The sequence below is a fragment of the Kitasatospora sp. NBC_01560 genome, assembly GCF_045208415.1.
GTDB lineage: Bacteria > Actinomycetota > Actinomycetes > Streptomycetales > Streptomycetaceae > Kitasatospora.
This window is the reverse complement of sequence record NZ_CP109364.1, coordinates 802,094-817,161: the sequence shown is the minus strand read 5'-3', so window position 1 is coordinate 817,161 and position 15,068 is coordinate 802,094. Positions and strand designations below refer to the sequence as shown.

The window sequence follows — 15,068 nt, the reverse complement described above, 5'->3', positions numbered from 1 at the left end:
GCGGGTGCCCGGTCGCCCGCCCGGTGCGCGACCGGGCGGGCGACCGGGCGGGCGACGGTGCACCCGGGCCCTACGCGGCCGGTTCGGTCCCCGGGCCCGCCGGGGCCGCCGGAGCCGCCCGAGCTGCCAGGGCCGCCAGGGCCCGGGCGAGGACCTTGGCCCGGTACGGGTTCCCCGGCTGCAGCGCCTGCGCCACCGCGACCGCCTCCTCCAGCAGCGCCCGCCGCTCCTGCGGGAGCAGCGCGGGCGCGGCGGCCGCCCCGGTCAGCACGTGCGCCGGCTTGGAGCCGTACACCTCGGGCTCGACCGCGGTCAGCAGCCGGTACACCGGCAGGGCCTTCGGCCCGCGCAGCACCCGCTGGTTGCTGCTCAGCAGCATGACCCGCGCCCGCAGCACCGCGTCCTGGTTCAGACCGTTCATCAGCTGTTTCCCCCTCGATCCGCCGACTCCGCCCGGCCGGCTGGGCAGCACGACGTGCGCGACGGCGCCCGCGGACGGGTGCCGGCACGGGGCCGGGGGAGTGGATGCGGACGAGTCTGCGGGCCCGCGGTGCACCGCGGCAAGGCACAACGGACGTGTGCTGAGTCCTACCGCCGGCGCCGCTGAGCTGGCAGGATGTGGGTCGACACGCTGCCGCGGACGGTCAGGCGTCGGCCTCCACGATCAGCAGCGTCCCCCGGCTCCCGGCCGCCACCGCGTGCGGGACGCCCGCCGGGACGACGTACATCCCGCCCGGCCCCACCGGCACCGCCGAGCCGTCGACCACCAGCTCCAGCCGCCCGTCGAGGACGAGCAGCACCTCGGTCTGCGCGTGTCGCTCGACCGGTATCGGCCGCCCGTCCATCCGCAGCACCTTCACGGCCGCCGGGCCCACCCGGCCGAGCACCCGCGAGCCCCAGGCCTGCGGCAGCGCCGCCGCGAGGGCCGGGACGTCGATCCGGTCGGTCCCTTCAGGCCCTTCGGCCCGTTCGGTCCGGTCGGCTCCTTCGGTCCGTTCGGTCCGTTCGGTCCGGTCGGCTCCTTCGGTCCGTTCGCTTCGCCCGGTCCGGTTCACGGCACACCTCTTCCCGCGCGGTCCTCCCGCGCCCTGTCGTCCAAGGGATGTCCTGCACGCTAGCCCGCCGACGTGCCCCGTTGGTCGACCGTTCGGTAAAATCCGCGCCCCCGGGGCCGGCTGACGAGCCGTCCGGAGCGGCCGCTAGCCTGGGCTCATGTTCGTACTGGAGCTCACCTACACCGGGCCGCTGGAGCGCATCGACGCCGTGCTCCCGGAGCACATCGACTGGCTGAAGGAGCACTACGCGGCCGGCACCTTCCTCGCCTCGGGCCGCAAGGTGCCCCGCGACGGCGGCGTGATCCTCGCCGCCGGCGCCGACCGGGCGGCGATCGAGGAGATCACCCGCAGCGATCCCTTCACCGTGGCCGGCCTGGCCGCCTACCGGGTCACGGAGTTCGTGGCCACCACCACCGCCCCCGCCCTGGACGCCTTCCGCGAGCAGCTGCCCGTCTGACCTGGCCCGACCCCGGCCGCCCCGCGGGCCCCGCGCGACCCGGCCCGGGGCCGCCCGGGTACGGCCGCCGGTCGTGTTCTGGTTACGATCGGTGAGCACGGGGCAAGGAAGCGCCGGGCCGGCCGGGCCGGCGTCCGGACAGCGAACTGGTGGGAGACACGTATGGCACACGCACGGGCCGGTCAGCTTGCGCAGCCGGACGACCTGGTGGACGTGGCGCGGCTGGTGACGGCGTACTACGCGCTGCACCCGGATCCGGAGGAGCCGGGCCAGCGGGTGGCCTTCGGCACCTCGGGCCACCGCGGCTCCTCCCTCGACGCCGCCTTCAACGACGACCACATCGCCGCCACCACCCAGGCGATCTGCGAATACCGGGCCGCCCAGGGCATCGCCGGCCCGCTCTTCCTCGGCGCGGACACCCACGCGCTGTCCGAGCCGGCCCGGGTGACCGCCGTCGAGGTGCTGGCGGCCAACGGCGTCACCGTGCTGCTGGACGACGCCGACGGCTACACGCCCACCCCGGCGGTCTCGCACGCGATCCTCGCCCACAACCGCCGCCACCCGCAGGCGCTCGCCGACGGCATCGTCGTCACGCCCTCGCACAACCCGCCGCGCGACGGCGGCTTCAAGTACAACCCGCCGAGCGGCGGCCCGGCCGGGTCGGACGCCACCGGCTGGATCCAGGACCGCGCCAACTCCCTGATCCGGGACGGCCTGCGCGGTGTCAAGCGGGTGCCGTACGCGCGCGCGCTGGCCGCCGCGACCACCGGCCGGTACGACTTCCTCACCACCTACACCGAGGACCTCGTCTCGGTGCTGGACCTCGACGCCGTCCGGGCCGCCGGCCTGCGGATCGGCGCGGACCCGCTGGGCGGGGCCTCGGTCGCCTACTGGGGCCGGATCGCCGAGACCCACCGCCTCGACCTGACCGTCGTCAACCCCGTCACCGACCCGACCTGGCGCTTCATGACGCTGGACTGGGACGGCAAGATCCGGATGGACTGCTCCTCGCCCGCCGCGATGGCCTCGCTGATCGGCCGCCGCGACGAGTACGCGATCGCCACCGGCAACGACGCCGACGCCGACCGGCACGGCATCGTCACCCCCGACGGCCTGATGAACCCGAACCACTACCTGGCCGTCGCCGTCGACTACCTGTACCGCCACCGCGCCGACTGGCCGGCGGACGCGGCCGTGGGCAAGACACTGGTCTCCTCCTCGATGCTGGACCGGGTCGCGGCCGACCTCGGGCGCGAGCTGACCGAGGTGCCGGTGGGCTTCAAGTGGTTCGTCGACGGGCTGCTGGAGGGCTCCATCGCGTTCGGCGGCGAGGAGTCCGCCGGGGCGTCCTTCCTGCGCCGCGACGGCGGGGTGTGGACCACCGACAAGGACGGCATCCTGCTCGCCCTGCTGGCCTCGGAGATCACCGCCGTGACCGGCCGCACGCCCAGCGAGTACTACCGCGACCTGACCGCCCGCCACGGCGCCCCCGCCTACGCCCGGGTGGACGCGCCGGCCGACCGGGAGCAGAAGGCGCTGCTGGCCCGGCTGTCGCCGCAGCAGGTGAAGGCCGGCGAGCTGGCCGGGGAGCCGATCACCGCCGTCCTCACCGAGGCGCCCGGCAACGGTGCGGCGATCGGCGGCATCAAGGTCTGCACCGAGAACGCCTGGTTCGCGGCCCGGCCGTCCGGCACCGAGGACGTGTACAAGATCTACGGCGAGTCGTTCCGGGGCGAGGAGCACCTCGCCCGCGTGCAGGCCGAGGCGCGCGAGCTGGTCACCGAGGTCCTGGCCGGCTGAGCCGGTCGGGCCACCCGCCCGCAGGCGTCCGGCGTACCGGCCGGGCCCTGCGGGCGGGCGGGGGCACCGCGCGGTACGCCGCGCCGCCGTGACCGGCTCAGCGGGTGGCGGCCGGCTGCTCGGCGTCGCCGAACCGCGCCAGGGTGAGCGCCCCGGCCACCGCGGCCGTGAAGCCCGCGACGGCGAGCGGCGTGGCGCCGTGCCGGGTGTGGTCGCCGAGGACGAGCACCCCGACGACGGCCGGGCCCAGCGTCTCCCCGAGCACCATGGTGGCCGTCGCCGCGGTCACCGATCCGCTCTGCATCGCCCAGGTCAGCGCCGCGAACCCGCCCAGCCCGGCCACCGCGACCGCGTACGCGGAGGGCTCGGCCAGCAGGTCGGGCAGCCGCGGGTCGGGCAGCACCCGCACCGCGACACCGACCACCCCGAACTGAAGGCCCGCCACCAGCCCCAGCAGCGGTGCCCGCCGGGCCCCGGCGTACCGGACCACCAGCCCGGCGACGCCCGTCAGCACCACCGCGACCAGCAGCACGCCGAGCCGCAGCGCGGCGTCCCCCGTGCCGTCGCCGTCCCGCCCGGCGGTGAGCGCGAGCACGCAGAGCCCGACGCAGACCGCGGCCACCCCCGCCCACTCGCTGCGCCGCAGCCGCACCCGCAGGACGCGCGCGGCCCCGACGGCGGTCACGGCGAGCGCCGAGGCCAGCGCGGCCTCGACCACGTAGAGCGGCAGGCGGCCGAGGGCGACGAGCTCGGCGCCGAAACCGAGCATGTCCAGGCCGACGCCGACCAGGAACGGCCACTGGCGGAAGGCACCGGCCAGTGCCGCGGCCTCGCCTGCCTGCGGCTCGGCCGCGGCCCGGCGGGCGCCGACCGCCTGCAGGACGGTGGCCGAACCGGTGAGCAGCGCGGCCAGGAGGGCCGACAACAGGCCGAGGGACATGCGCCGACGGTACGGCGCCGGGGCCCGCCGGGCCGGCCTGGCACGCCGTCAGGAGCGGCCGGCCGTTCGGCGGGGGTCGGACGGCGGGGGTCGGACGGCGGGTGTGATTCCGGCCCGCTGACCGATTGTCATGCGCAGATTAGACAACAAGTTACTTTTCGGTAATCTCAGGTCGTCCCCCGGGTGAACCACCCGTCACTTCCCGAAGGAACCACACGTGCACCTCCCCTGGTCCCGCCGGCCCGGCCGCCTGCTGCGCTCGGCCCTGGCCGCCGCCGCAGCCACCACCCTGCTCGCCGTCGCCTCGCCCCTGCCCGCCCACGCGGACCCGGCGAAGAGCCCCGCCCCCGGCGGCGAAGCCGGCACCCCCCACCTCGACGCGATCGAGCGGGCGCTGCGCGAGGTGGCCCCCGGCCTGGAGGGCACCGTCTGGCAGCGCACCGAGGGCAACAGCCTGAACGCCGGCGCCGACGACCCGGCCGGCTGGCTGCTCCAGACCCCGGGCTGCTGGGGCGACGCCGCGTGCGCGGACCGCCCGGGCACCCGCGCCCTGCTGGACCGGATGCGCACGGACGTCGCCGCCGCGACCCGCACCGTCGACGTCTCCACCCTCGCGCCGTTCCCCAACGGCGGCTTCGAGGACGCCCTGGTGGAGGGGCTGAAGGCGGCCGTGGCCGCCGGCAACCGCCTCCAGGTGCGGATCCTGGTCGGCGCCGCGCCGCTCTACAACGTCAACGTCCTGCCGTCCCGCTACCGTGACGAGCTGGTCTCCCGGCTCGGCCCGGCGGCCGCCTCGGTGAACCTGACGGTGGCCTCGATGACCACCTCGCGGACGGCCTTCTCCTGGAACCACTCCAAGCTGCTGGTCGTCGACGGCCGCAGCGTGGTGGCCGGCGGCATCAACGGGTGGAAGGACGACTACCTCGACACCGCCCACCCCGTCTCCGACGTCGACCTGGCGCTCACCGGCCCGGCCGCCGGCTCCGCCGCCCGCTACCTGGACACCCTCTGGGAGTGGACCTGCGGCCGGACGGGCGTCTTCGACAACGCCTGGTTCGCCTCCTCGAACGGCGCCGCCTGCCGCCCCTCGATGGAGCGCGAGCTCAACCCCGCCCCGCCCGCCACCGGCACCGTCCCGGTCCTCGCCGTCGGCGGCCTGGGTGTCGGCATCAAGACGAACGACCCCGCCTCGGCCTACCGGCCCGCCGTCGTCCCCGGCGTGTCCGACACCAAGTGCGGACCGCTCACCCTGCACGACAACACCAACGCGGACCGCGACTACGAGACGGTCAACCCCGAGGAGAACGCGCTGCGGGCGCTGGTGGCCGGCGCGACCGGGCACATCGAGATCTCCCAGCAGGACATGAACGGCACCTGCCCGCCGCTGCCCCGCTACGACGCCCGGCTGTACGAGACGCTGGCCGCCAAGCTGGCCGCCGGGGTGAAGGTCCGCATCGTGGTCAGCGACCCGGCCAACCGCGGCACCGTCGGCAGCGGAGGCTACTCGCAGATCAAGTCCCTGAACGAGATCAGCGACGTCCTCAAGGCCCGGCTCACCGCCCTCACCGGCGATCCGGCCAAGGCCGGCGCCGCGCTCTGCGGCAACCTCCAGCTCGCCACCTTCCGCGCCGCCCCGGCCGCGACCTGGGCCGACGGACACCCGTACGCGCTGCACCACAAGCTGGTCTCGGTGGACGGATCGGCGTTCTACATCGGCTCGAAGAACCTCTACCCGGCCTGGCTGCAGGACTTCGGCTACGTGGTGGAGGACAAGGCGGCCGCCTCCCAGCTGGACCGCGACCTGCTGGCGCCCGAGTGGCGCTACTCCCAGGCCGCGGCCTCGGTGGACTGGGCCACCGGCCTCTGCCGGGCCTGACGCCGGCCGGTCCGCACGGAGGTGGCCCCGGGCCGCCGCCCGCTCCGGCGGGTGGCGACCCGGGGCCGTGCCGTCAGCCGGCCACGTTGCGGCCGGTGCTGCTGCGGGCGGCGAGGTTCCAGCTGACGATGCGCTCGGGGTGCACCCGGAGGATGTCGTGGGCGAAGAACGCGGGCGCCACCGGCGGGACGTCGACGGTCAGCGCCTCGGCCCGGCCGCGGATCTCGACCCCGCGGCCCCAGCCCGGCGCCGGCGCGTCCGGGTCGTCCGCCGGGGTCATGTCGTCGACCAGGAACGAGACCCGCGGGTCGCGGACGGCGTTGCGGTACTTCTGGCTGTCCGCCATCCGGGGCCCGCCGATGTCGATCGTGCCGTCCTCGTTGAGCCGGAAGCCCACCGGCCGCACCTGCGGTGCGCCCTGCGGGCCGAGGGTGGCCAGCCGGCCGAGCTGCTGGGTGTCGAGGTAGGCGCGTTCCTCGGGGGTGAAGACCATGGCTGTGGCGCTCCGTTCGAAGGCTTCCCGCGGGTGGCGCGGCGCGGGGTCGAGTATGGGGTCGGGCAGGGGCCTGAAGTGTCAGGCGCGGTGTCGGGCGAGGTGTCGGGTCGGGCTTGCGGGCAGCACGGCCTGCGGGCCGGCCACGGGGACGACCGTAGAAGGTGAAGTCCGGTTGAGGTCAAGCGGTGGCGGGCGGCTCCCGGGCCGGCGCCGGTGCCGCGGCCGCCGGGCACGGCAGGAATCGGCCAACTCCCGTTCATTGTCAGTTTTCTGATGATCAGTCAAGCTCTTCCCCAGAGGGCTGATCGCCGTCGGACGCCTGGCGAGGGGGGACCACTCATGGACCGGCGAAGGCGGCTCCGCCGCACCTGCACCGTGCTCGGCGTGACCGCGGCCCTGGGCATCGGCGCCGGCGGGGCCCTGCCCGCCGCGGCGGCGCCGCCCGAGGGGCAGGTGCAGGGCGCGCAGTCCCCGAACGCGGTACCGGGCAGCTACCTCGTCGTCCTGAAGCCGCAGGCCGCCGCGGCCCGCCCGGTCGCCGCCGGCGCGCAGGGCCTCGCCCGCGCCTACGGCGGCACCGTCCGGCGGACGTACGACGCGGCGCTCCACGGCTTCTCCGCCCAGCTCTCCGCCCGCGACGCCCGCCGGCTGGCCGCGGATCCGGCGGTGGCGCTGGTGTCGCAGAACCGCCGGGTGCGGCTGGACGCCGTGCAGCCCGAGCCCTCGGCCTGGGGGCTGGACCGGATCGACCAGCGCAGGCTGCCGTACGACAACCGGTACGCCTACCCGGACTCGGCGGGCAGCGGCGTCACGGCGTACATCGTCGACACCGGCGTGCGGGTCACCCAGGAGGAGTTCGACGGGCGGGCCTCCTACGGGTACGACGCCGTCGACGGGGACGCCGAGGCCGAGGACGGCCACGGGCACGGGACGCACGTGGCGGGGACGGTGGCGAGCAGCGTGTTCGGGGTCGCGAAGGCCGCGAAGATCGTCGCGGTGCGGGTCCTGGACGACGACGGCTTCGGCACCACCGAGCAGGTGGTGGCGGGCATCGACTGGGTGACGGCGCACGCCGTCAGGCCCGCGGTGGTCAACATGAGCCTCGGCAGCGAGCCGGATCCGGTGTTCGACGCGGCGGTGGCCGGCTCGATCGCCACCGGCCTCACCTACACGGTGGCGGCCGGGAACGACGACATCGACGCCGCCGACCACTCGCCCGCGCGGGTGCCCACCGCGCTCACCGTCGGCGCCACCGACGCGGACGACCAGCGGGCGTCCTTCTCCAACCACGGCCCGCTGGTCGACCTCTTCGCGCCCGGCGTGGACATCGAGTCGACGCAGAACTGGAGCGACTACGGCGGCTTCGGCCTCCTCATGTCGGGCACCTCGATGGCGGCCCCGCACGTGGCGGGTGCCGCGGCGCTCTACCTGTCGGGCCACCCGACAGCCACGCCCGCCCAGGTGGCCACGGCGCTGACCGCCGCCGCCACCACCGGGGCCGTCACCGACCCGGGCCAGGGCTCGCCCGACCGGCTGCTGTACACCGGATCGGTGCCGAACCGGACGCGCGGCCCGCTGTTCGCCACCGACACCCCGGTGCCGATCGACGGCCAGGGCGTCCACGAAGCCCCGGTGACCGTCTCCGGCATGACCGGCAACGCCCCGAAGGACCTGGAGGTCCAGCTCGCCATCGACTACCCGTGGCGCGGGGACCTCCGGGTCGAGCTGGTGGCGCCGAACGGCGCGGTCTTCCTGCTCCGGGAGGAGAAGATCTGGGACGGCTTCCCGAACATCCGCGGGATCTTCGGGGCCGATGCCTCGGCCGTCCCGGCCAACGGCGTCTGGCGGCTGCGGGCGACCGACCTCTACGGCTACTGGACCGGGACGATCACCGCTTGGACGCTGCGGTTCTGACCCTGTGCTTCCGACCCTCTGCGAGAAGGCTCGCCGGGGCGGTGCGACGGGCCGCTCAGGCCGTCCCGAGGACGGCCGCCTCCTGCCGGATCAGCTCCCGCAGGGCGGCCGTCCCCGGCCGCGCGTCGTCCAGCCGCCACTGCATCTCCAGCGGCAGTGTGGCCCGTCCGGCGAGCCGGAGGGTGACGACGTCCTCGGTCAGGTGCCCGGCCATCGAGGCGGGGACGAGGGAGAACGCGCGGTTCTGCGCGAGCAGGTAGAGCCGCGAGCCGACGATCCGCGGCGGGCTGACCAGGACCGGCGGCTCGATGCCGCGCTCCGAGCAGAGGCCGAGCACGTGGTCGTAGTACCGCGGATGCTGCTCGCGCGACCAGAGCAGCAGCGGCAGGTCGCCCAGCTCGTCCAGTCGGACGGCGGCCCGCCCGGCCAGGGCGTGCCGGCGGCTGACCGCCACCCGGAGGGGTTCGTCGGTGAGCCGCTCGCGCCGGTAGCCGGGCACGTCGTCGAGGAAGCGGCCGAGGCCGATGTCGGCGAGTTCGGCACCGAGCGTCGCCGACACGTGCCCGGTGTCGACGGTCAGCTCCGCCGTCTCCAGCGCGGGCAGCTCCCGCTCGGCCCGGCTGACCACCGCCGGCAGCAGCCGGTTCATGACGCTGGGGGAGGCGACGATCCGGGCCGTCGCCGTCCGGGTCTCCTCGTGCAGCCGCACCCGGGCGAGCAGCGAGCGCGCCCGGTCGAGCAGGAGGGCGGCCTCGCCGGCCATCACCTCGCCGGCCGGGGTCAGCCGTACCGCCCGCCGGCTGCGGTCGAAGAGCTCCACGCCGGTCGTGCGCTCCAGCCGGGCGACCTCCTGGCTGACCGTCGGCTGGGAGATGTGCAGGCGGTCGGCGGCCCGGCCGAAGTGCAGCGTGTCGGCCACCGCGAGGAAGACCTCCAGCTGACGCAGTGTGAAACCCATAGCCGCCAGCCTATGGGAAGCCCCAGGAGTCATTCTGGATCCCGATGCGAACGATCCCTAGGCTGAGCCGCGGTTGCCACACCGTGGTGGTATCGCAGAGGAGCACGCGCCATGACCGGTCTGCCGATCCGTATCTCCGACGAAGTCGCCCGGGCCGTCGCCGCCGGCGCCCCCGTCGTCGCGCTGGAATCGACCATCTTCAGCCACGGGCTGCCCCGGCCGCGCAACCTGGAGGTGGCGCTGGAGGCCGAGGAGCAGCTGCGGGCCGCCGGCGTCGTCCCGGCCACGATCGGCGTCCACGCCGGAGTGCCCACGGTCGGCCTCGGAGCGGATCTGATCGAGGAGCTCTCCCGGGCGGACGACCTCGACAAGGTGAGCCTGCGTGACCTGCCGGTGGTCGCCGCGCTCGGCCGGCACGGGGGGACGACCGTCGCCGCCACCGCCTTCCTCGCCCACCGGGCGGGCATCCCGGTCTTCTCCACCGGCGGCCTCGGCGGCGTGCACTTCGGGGCGTCCGAGAGCTTCGACGAGTCCGCCGACCTGACGACCCTGGCCGTCACGCCCGTCACCGTGATCAGCGCCGGTGTGAAGTCGATCCTCGACATCCGGGCGACCCTGGAGCGGTTCGAGACGCTCAACATCCCCGTCATCGGCTACCGGACCAACCAGTACCCCGGCTTCTACGTCACCGACTCCGGCCACCGGATCGGCTACCGGGTCGACTCGCCCGAGGAGGCGGCCCGGGTGATCGCCGCCCGGGACGGCCTGGCGCTGGGCCAGGCCGTCCTGATCGCCAACCCGGTCGACCCGGCGAAGCAGCTGCCGCCGCAGGAGCTCGACGAACTGCTGGCCCGCGCCTGGGCCGAGGCCGAGCGCCGCGGGATCACCGGCAACGCCTCGACGCCGTTCCTGCTCGACTTCATCCAGCGCGACACCGGGGGCCGCAGCCTGGACGTCAACGTCGAGGTCTACCGGGGCAACGTCCGGCTCGGCGGGCAGATCGCCACCGCACTCGCCGCGCTGCGGAACGAGGCGTAGGCCCGTGCTCGGCGTGCTCGGCGACCTCGTCGAAGACGTCGTCGTCTGGGTGGACGGCCCGCTCCGGCACGGCACCGACTCCAGCGCCCGGATCTTCCGGCGGCGCGGCGGCAGCGCGGCCAACGTCGCGGTCTTCGCCGCCGGCCGGTGCCCCGCGCGCTTCCTCGGCTGCGTCGGCGACGATCCGACCGGGGACGGCCTCGTCGCCGAACTCACCGGCCACGGCGTCGACGTGCGGGTCCAGCGCCGGGGCGGGACGGGCAGCATCGTGCTGCTGATCGACGAGGCCGGCGAACGGACGATGCTCCCCGACCGGGGCGCGGCCACGCTGCTCGGCACCGTCCCGGACGCCTGGCTGGCCGGCCTGACCCACCTGCACGTGCCCGCCTACTCCTTCGACGGGGAGCCCGTCGCCACCACCGCCGTCGACGCCCTGCACAGGGTCCGCCGGGCGGGCGCCACCACCTCGCTCGACGCGTCCTCGACCGGGATGCTCGGCGAGTTCGGCCGCGAGCGGTTCCTCGCCCTGGCCGGGGAGCTGGCGCCCACCCTGCTCTTCGCCAACCGCGAGGAGTCGGCCTTCCTCGGGCTCCTCGTCGACGGCCGCCCCGGCCCCGGGCGGGCGCGGCTGGCGGCCACCACGGTGGTCACCAAATCCGGTGCCGGGCCGACGGTGGTGGACGCCCCCGGGCGGGCGCCGTTCGCGGTGCCCGTCCCGCCGGTCGGCGGGATCCGCGACCTCACCGGCGCCGGTGACGCGTTCGCCGCCGGCTTCCTGACCGGGTACCTCGCCGACGGTGACCTGCGCGCCGCAGCCGTCCGCGGGCACGCGTGCGCGGCGAAGGTGCTGGCCTCGCCGGGGGCGTCCTGCGGCGAGGCATGACGCCGCGGGGCCCCGACGCCGTCCCCGTCCCCGAGGCCGTCCCCGCCGTCCTGTCGGCCGGCTCGGCGGCGGGGGCGGTGCCGCTGCGGGCCGATGCCGGCCCCTGCGGCCCCTCACGCCTCCGGGGGCGCGTCGGGGCCGAGGGCGTCGTCGACGTACGCGGCGAGCGAGGCCCGCAGGGCTTCGGGTGCCATCCCCTGATCGTCGATCAGGTGGGCCACGAGGTCCGCGCGGATCGCGGCCAGCAACGCGTGAGCGGTGAAGTCCGCGCTCCGGACGCCGGGCAGCTCGGCCAGTGCCGCCCGGAGGACCTCGTGCCACCGGCCGTAGTGCTCGGCCCGGTAGGGGCTGCTGAGCCCGGCGTCCTCGGCGGCCGACATCAGGTTCCGGTTCTCGATCTTGAAGCGCAGAGCGGCGTCGAGAAGGTCCAGCACCCGCTGCCGGGGTGGGGACGCGCCCTCCTCCCCGGCCTCCCGCACGGCTTGCTGCAGGGGGTCGAGGCGGGAGGCGATGACGGCGCCGATCAGCCCGGCGCGGTCACCGAACCGGCGGAAGAGCGTGCCCTTGCCGACGCCCGCGGCGGCGGCGATCTCCTCCATCGACACGCTCTGGGGGCTGCTGCTGGCGGCGAAGAGCGCGTCGGCGGCAGCCAGGACGGCCTCCCGGTTGCGCAGGGCGTCCGCCCGCTCCCGGCGCTGGGTCACGTGTCCTCCTCCTGGTCTGCGGCCCCACCGGGCCCTGGGTGTCGGCGAGTCCGAGTCCGGCCGTCCGTGCGCCCTGTCGGCAGGTCGGGCCGTGTCGCCGTCCGGCGGGACGACCCGTCGGATCAGCCGGACCGGCCGGACCTGTCGAACTGTTTCATGACAGCTCCCGTTCGGCGAAAGCGCGGAAGCTGCCCGGCGGCCGGCCGGTGAGGCGTTCGACCGTGTCCGTGGTGCGGTCCTCGGCGCCCCCGGCGATGGCGCGGTCCAGGCCGGCCAGCAGGGCGGCGAACTCCGCCGGGATCTCGGCCGCCCACCGGTCGCGCAACTGCTCGAACGTCAGATGCCGGTGTGTGACGGGCCGGCCGGTGACCTCGCCGATGATCGCGGCGGCCTCGTCGTAGCTCAGCCGCTGCGGCCCGGTGAGGACCAGGTCGGTGTTGGGGGCCGCGTCGTCGGTCAGGGCGCGGACGGCGACGGCGGCGATGTCCGCCGCGTCGACGAACCCCACGCGGCCGTCGCCGGTGGCCGTGCTGACGGTGCCGTCCTCGCGGATGCTGCGGGCGTGAGGGGTCGAGCCGGTGAAGTTCTGCATGAACCAGGAGGGCCGCAGCACCGCCCACTGCTCGAACAGGCCGGGCAGCGCCTGGTGGACCTGCCCCACGGCCGGGCCGCCGGAGGCGATCGCGGAGGAGCTGAGCAGCACCGCGCGGTGCACGCCCGCGGCGCGGGCCCGCTGGAGGAAGGGCACCATGACCGCGGCCGGGTCGGCGGAGCCGATCGGGGGGACGAGGTAGACGCGGTCGACGCCGTCCAGGGCCCCGCCCCAGGTCAACGGCGCGTGCCAGTCGAAGCGGACGGCCCGGGCGCCCGCCACCGGGGTGGCGTTCCGGCCGGCGGCCCGGACGCCGCGGCGCTCGGCGGCCAGCCCGGCGACCACGCGGCGGCCGGTGGTGCCGGTGGCCCCGATGACCAGGGTGGTGCCGGGAGCGGTCATGCCGCCGCTCCCAGGAAGTCGGCGCCGGGCTGCTGGACGGCGAGGGGGTTCCAGTAGTCGCGGTAGGAGGTGATGAGCCCGTCCGCGACGGTGACCACGGCGATGTAGGTCATGTCGAAGGGGCTGTCGGCCTGGACGAGGCGGCCGATCCCGCGCATCTCCACCACGATCGTCCCGGGGTCGGTGGTCCGGTGGATCCTGACGTCGGTGAACTCGTGGAGGTCGACGTGGTCCGGGTAGTGGCGCATGTAGTCCGCGACGGCCTGCCGGCCCTCCAGCCGCCCGGGCCGGCCCGGGGGCGCGAAGGGGAACTCCAGCACACCGTGCTCGTCCCACAGGTCGATCCAGCCGGCGATGTCCTTCTCCACCAGCAGGTGCAGGCCGTGGAGGTACAGCTCCGCGGCTGTCGTTGGCACTGTCACGATCAGGGTTTCCGTTCTGCTCCGCGGCGCGGCGGCCGACCTTAAGCGGACCATCGGTCCGGATGGTGTTGGAGCATGCGGACCGATGGTCCGCTTAGCAATGCGGGTGGCCCCTGCCGGCAGGGGAGGCTGCCGCGGGCGGGGCTGCCGGCGTCGCCGCATCACCGGGCGACACGGGAATGCGGAGGAAGAAGGGAGCCGCCGGGAAGTACCTGCTGCTCGTCATCGGCGTTCAGGACGCCGAGCCCATGACGACCGAGCCGGCCACGGTCTGCTGGAGGCGTTCACGGCCTACCGGAAGGCGCTGCACGAGGCACGCGTGGTGGTCGGGAGCAACGTGCTGGACTCGTACCGGACGGGCGTCTGCGTCCAGGTGGACGCGGACGAGGAACGCCGTGTCACCGACGGGCCGCCCGCCGTGCCCGTACGCGGCTCCCGGCGGGCGGGCTTCCGGTCGGCGGCACGGCTCCGGCCGACCGGGTGCACGGCGGCACGGCTCCGGCCTGTCTGGGGCCGACCAGGTGGCCGGCGTGGGTCAGCGGCTTCGCCCCCGGAGGGGAGCGGTACTCCGGTGCCGACCGCGCGCGCCGGGGTCGGCCGGTCCGCCGCAGCGGACTCCGTCGGCGGCGGGGCACGGAGGCAGGGGCAGCACCCCTTCGACGGGCTCTACTCCCCGTCCCAGGGGGTGGCGATCAGGACGCCGCCACCGGCCCGGCGGGCGTAGCGGCAGGTGACGGGAAGTCGGAAGTCGACCCGGGCGGGGCCGGTGACCGCCCGCAGGTCCGCGAGCAGGGCGTCCTCGGGCAGCCCGGCGGCCGCCTCCCGGAGGACCGGGTCGGCCGCGGCCCGGGCCTCGGGCACGGTGAGGGTGCCCACGGTCGGCGGGCGGTCGTCCAGGGCGGCCCAGTGCTCGCCGAAGCGGCTGCCGAAGGCCCGGGTGGCGGCGGGCGTGGCCTCGCCGTCCGGTCCGAGCTCGATTCCGGTGACTCCGGTGACTGTTGCTGTGGTGTCGGTCCCGGCGGTCCCGGCCCCGGCCGAGGTCTCGGCGAGGGCGCGCGAGGCGCAGTCGGCGACCTGGTGGACCCAGGCCGGCAGGGACGGCGCGATGCGGACGGTGTCGGTGGCGTCCCAGAACCGGAGGACCGGCCCCCACGCCCCGGTCCCGGCGTCCACGTCGACGTAAGTGTGCCCGTCGCCGTGGTCGGTGTGGACGAACCAGTGGCTCCCGGTGCCGCCGGCGTGCTCCACGTACCAGTTCGTGTCGAGGCCGTGGTACCGGCCCTCGTTGTACGGATGGGCGAAGTCGAGCTGATCGTACGAGGCGTGACCGTTCACCGCGGAGCGCGAGACGGTGAACCGCACGCCCCCGACCGCCCGGAACAGCACCCGGATCTCCTCGGGCACCGGGACGGGCCAGGAGTCCATCGCCGCGTCGTCGATCCCCGGGGCGAGGCTGACCAGCCCCGACGAGGCCGCCGCCAGCCGACGCAGCAGCAGCACCGTCCCGGCGGTGTCGAATGCGGTCATGGCT

Annotated in this window: 15 protein-coding genes; 6 read left to right on the top strand and 9 right to left on the bottom strand. The window is 75.4% G+C overall.

What is annotated here, in order from left to right; genetic code table 11:
• Positions 1-70: 70 nt before the first annotated feature.
• Both OH807_RS03565 and OH807_RS03560 read right to left on the bottom strand, forming a co-directional pair.
• Entirely contained in the window at positions 71-421 is a 351-nt protein-coding gene (locus OH807_RS03565) for a hypothetical protein (protein WP_406193775.1), read from the bottom strand.
• A gap of 223 nt (positions 422-644) precedes the next feature.
• Positions 645-1,055, bottom strand: coding sequence for a cupin domain-containing protein (locus OH807_RS03560; protein WP_406193773.1), 411 nt, complete (start codon positions 1,053-1,055; stop codon positions 645-647).
• A 157-nt stretch (positions 1,056-1,212) separates the two neighbouring features.
• On the opposite strand from OH807_RS03560, the gene OH807_RS03555 reads away from it, so the two are divergent.
• Both OH807_RS03555 and pgm read left to right on the top strand, forming a co-directional pair.
• Positions 1,213-1,512, top strand: coding sequence for a YciI family protein (locus OH807_RS03555; RefSeq protein WP_406193771.1), 300 nt, complete (start codon positions 1,213-1,215; stop codon positions 1,510-1,512).
• A 162-nt stretch (positions 1,513-1,674) separates the two neighbouring features.
• Positions 1,675-3,312 (top strand): phosphoglucomutase (alpha-D-glucose-1,6-bisphosphate-dependent), encoded by a 1,638-nt coding sequence (pgm, locus tag OH807_RS03550; RefSeq protein WP_406193769.1) that lies wholly within the window; start codon positions 1,675-1,677, stop codon positions 3,310-3,312.
• A 97-nt stretch (positions 3,313-3,409) separates the two neighbouring features.
• On the opposite strand, the gene OH807_RS03545 is transcribed toward pgm, so the two are convergent.
• Positions 3,410-4,252 carry a hypothetical protein gene (locus OH807_RS03545; RefSeq protein ID WP_406193767.1) on the bottom strand — a complete coding sequence of 281 codons (843 nt, stop codon included), beginning with the start codon at positions 4,250-4,252 and terminating at the stop codon, positions 3,410-3,412.
• Between the two features lie 217 nt (positions 4,253-4,469).
• Here OH807_RS03545 and OH807_RS03540 point away from each other — a divergent pair, with 217 nt between their 5' ends.
• Entirely contained in the window at positions 4,470-6,128 is a 1,659-nt protein-coding gene (locus OH807_RS03540; protein WP_406193765.1) for a phospholipase, read from the top strand.
• 73 nt (positions 6,129-6,201) lie between these two features.
• On the opposite strand, the gene OH807_RS03535 is transcribed toward OH807_RS03540, so the two are convergent.
• Positions 6,202-6,621, bottom strand: coding sequence for a PPOX class F420-dependent oxidoreductase (locus OH807_RS03535; protein ID WP_406193763.1), 420 nt, complete (start codon positions 6,619-6,621; stop codon positions 6,202-6,204).
• Between the two features lie 342 nt (positions 6,622-6,963).
• Here OH807_RS03535 and OH807_RS03530 point away from each other — a divergent pair, with 342 nt between their 5' ends.
• Complete coding sequence (locus OH807_RS03530) at positions 6,964-8,538, top strand: S8 family serine peptidase (RefSeq protein ID WP_406193761.1); 1,575 nt, start codon at positions 6,964-6,966, stop codon at positions 8,536-8,538.
• A 55-nt stretch (positions 8,539-8,593) separates the two neighbouring features.
• Here the strand turns inward: OH807_RS03530 and OH807_RS03525 are convergent, their stop codons facing one another.
• Positions 8,594-9,496: a LysR family transcriptional regulator gene (locus tag OH807_RS03525; RefSeq protein WP_406193759.1), complete on the bottom strand. Its 903-nt coding sequence runs from the start codon at positions 9,494-9,496 to the stop codon at positions 8,594-8,596.
• Positions 9,497-9,607: 111 nt separating this feature from the next.
• On the opposite strand from OH807_RS03525, the gene OH807_RS03520 reads away from it, so the two are divergent.
• Both OH807_RS03520 and OH807_RS03515 read left to right on the top strand, forming a co-directional pair.
• On the top strand, positions 9,608-10,534 hold the full coding sequence (locus OH807_RS03520; RefSeq protein WP_406193757.1) for a pseudouridine-5'-phosphate glycosidase: 927 nt from the start codon (positions 9,608-9,610) through the stop codon (positions 10,532-10,534).
• Between the two features lie 4 nt (positions 10,535-10,538).
• Complete coding sequence (locus OH807_RS03515; RefSeq protein WP_406193755.1) at positions 10,539-11,417, top strand: carbohydrate kinase family protein; 879 nt, start codon at positions 10,539-10,541, stop codon at positions 11,415-11,417.
• A 113-nt stretch (positions 11,418-11,530) separates the two neighbouring features.
• On the opposite strand, the gene OH807_RS03510 is transcribed toward OH807_RS03515, so the two are convergent.
• From OH807_RS03510 to OH807_RS03495, 4 genes are all read right to left on the bottom strand, one after another.
• Positions 11,531-12,121, bottom strand: a complete 591-nt coding sequence (locus OH807_RS03510) for a TetR/AcrR family transcriptional regulator (protein WP_406193753.1) — start codon at positions 12,119-12,121, stop codon at positions 11,531-11,533.
• Positions 12,122-12,275: 154 nt separating this feature from the next.
• Entirely contained in the window at positions 12,276-13,115 is an 840-nt protein-coding gene (locus tag OH807_RS03505; RefSeq protein ID WP_406193751.1) for an NAD(P)H-binding protein, read from the bottom strand.
• Positions 13,112-13,537 (bottom strand): nuclear transport factor 2 family protein, encoded by a 426-nt coding sequence (locus OH807_RS03500; protein ID WP_406193749.1) that lies wholly within the window; start codon positions 13,535-13,537, stop codon positions 13,112-13,114. Before OH807_RS03500 ends, OH807_RS03505 begins: the two co-directional genes overlap by 4 nt.
• Before the next feature lie 666 nt (positions 13,538-14,203).
• A complete protein-coding gene (locus OH807_RS03495; RefSeq protein ID WP_406193747.1) occupies positions 14,204-15,064 on the bottom strand; it encodes a hypothetical protein in 861 nt (286 codons plus the stop codon).
• Positions 15,065-15,068 lie beyond the last annotated feature (4 nt).

Excerpts from the sequence above, each read along its gene's own strand:
- OH807_RS03520 (WP_406193757.1), top strand. The coding sequence starts at position 9,608 with ATGACCGGTCTGCCGATCCGTATCTCCGACGAAGTCGCCCGGGCCGTC.
- OH807_RS03545 (WP_406193767.1), bottom strand. The coding sequence starts at position 4,252 with ATGTCCCTCGGCCTGTTGTCGGCCCTCCTGGCCGCGCTGCTCACCGGT.
- OH807_RS03495 (WP_406193747.1), bottom strand. The coding sequence starts at position 15,064 with ATGACCGCATTCGACACCGCCGGGACGGTGCTGCTGCTGCGTCGGCTG.
- OH807_RS03565 (WP_406193775.1), bottom strand. The coding sequence starts at position 421 with ATGAACGGTCTGAACCAGGACGCGGTGCTGCGGGCGCGGGTCATGCTG.
- OH807_RS03555 (WP_406193771.1), top strand. The coding sequence starts at position 1,213 with ATGTTCGTACTGGAGCTCACCTACACCGGGCCGCTGGAGCGCATCGAC.
- OH807_RS03530 (WP_406193761.1), top strand. The coding sequence starts at position 6,964 with ATGGACCGGCGAAGGCGGCTCCGCCGCACCTGCACCGTGCTCGGCGTG.
- OH807_RS03535 (WP_406193763.1), bottom strand. The coding sequence starts at position 6,621 with ATGGTCTTCACCCCCGAGGAACGCGCCTACCTCGACACCCAGCAGCTC.
- OH807_RS03505 (WP_406193751.1), bottom strand. The coding sequence starts at position 13,115 with ATGACCGCTCCCGGCACCACCCTGGTCATCGGGGCCACCGGCACCACC.
- pgm (WP_406193769.1), top strand. The coding sequence starts at position 1,675 with ATGGCACACGCACGGGCCGGTCAGCTTGCGCAGCCGGACGACCTGGTG.
- OH807_RS03525 (WP_406193759.1), bottom strand. The coding sequence starts at position 9,496 with ATGGGTTTCACACTGCGTCAGCTGGAGGTCTTCCTCGCGGTGGCCGAC.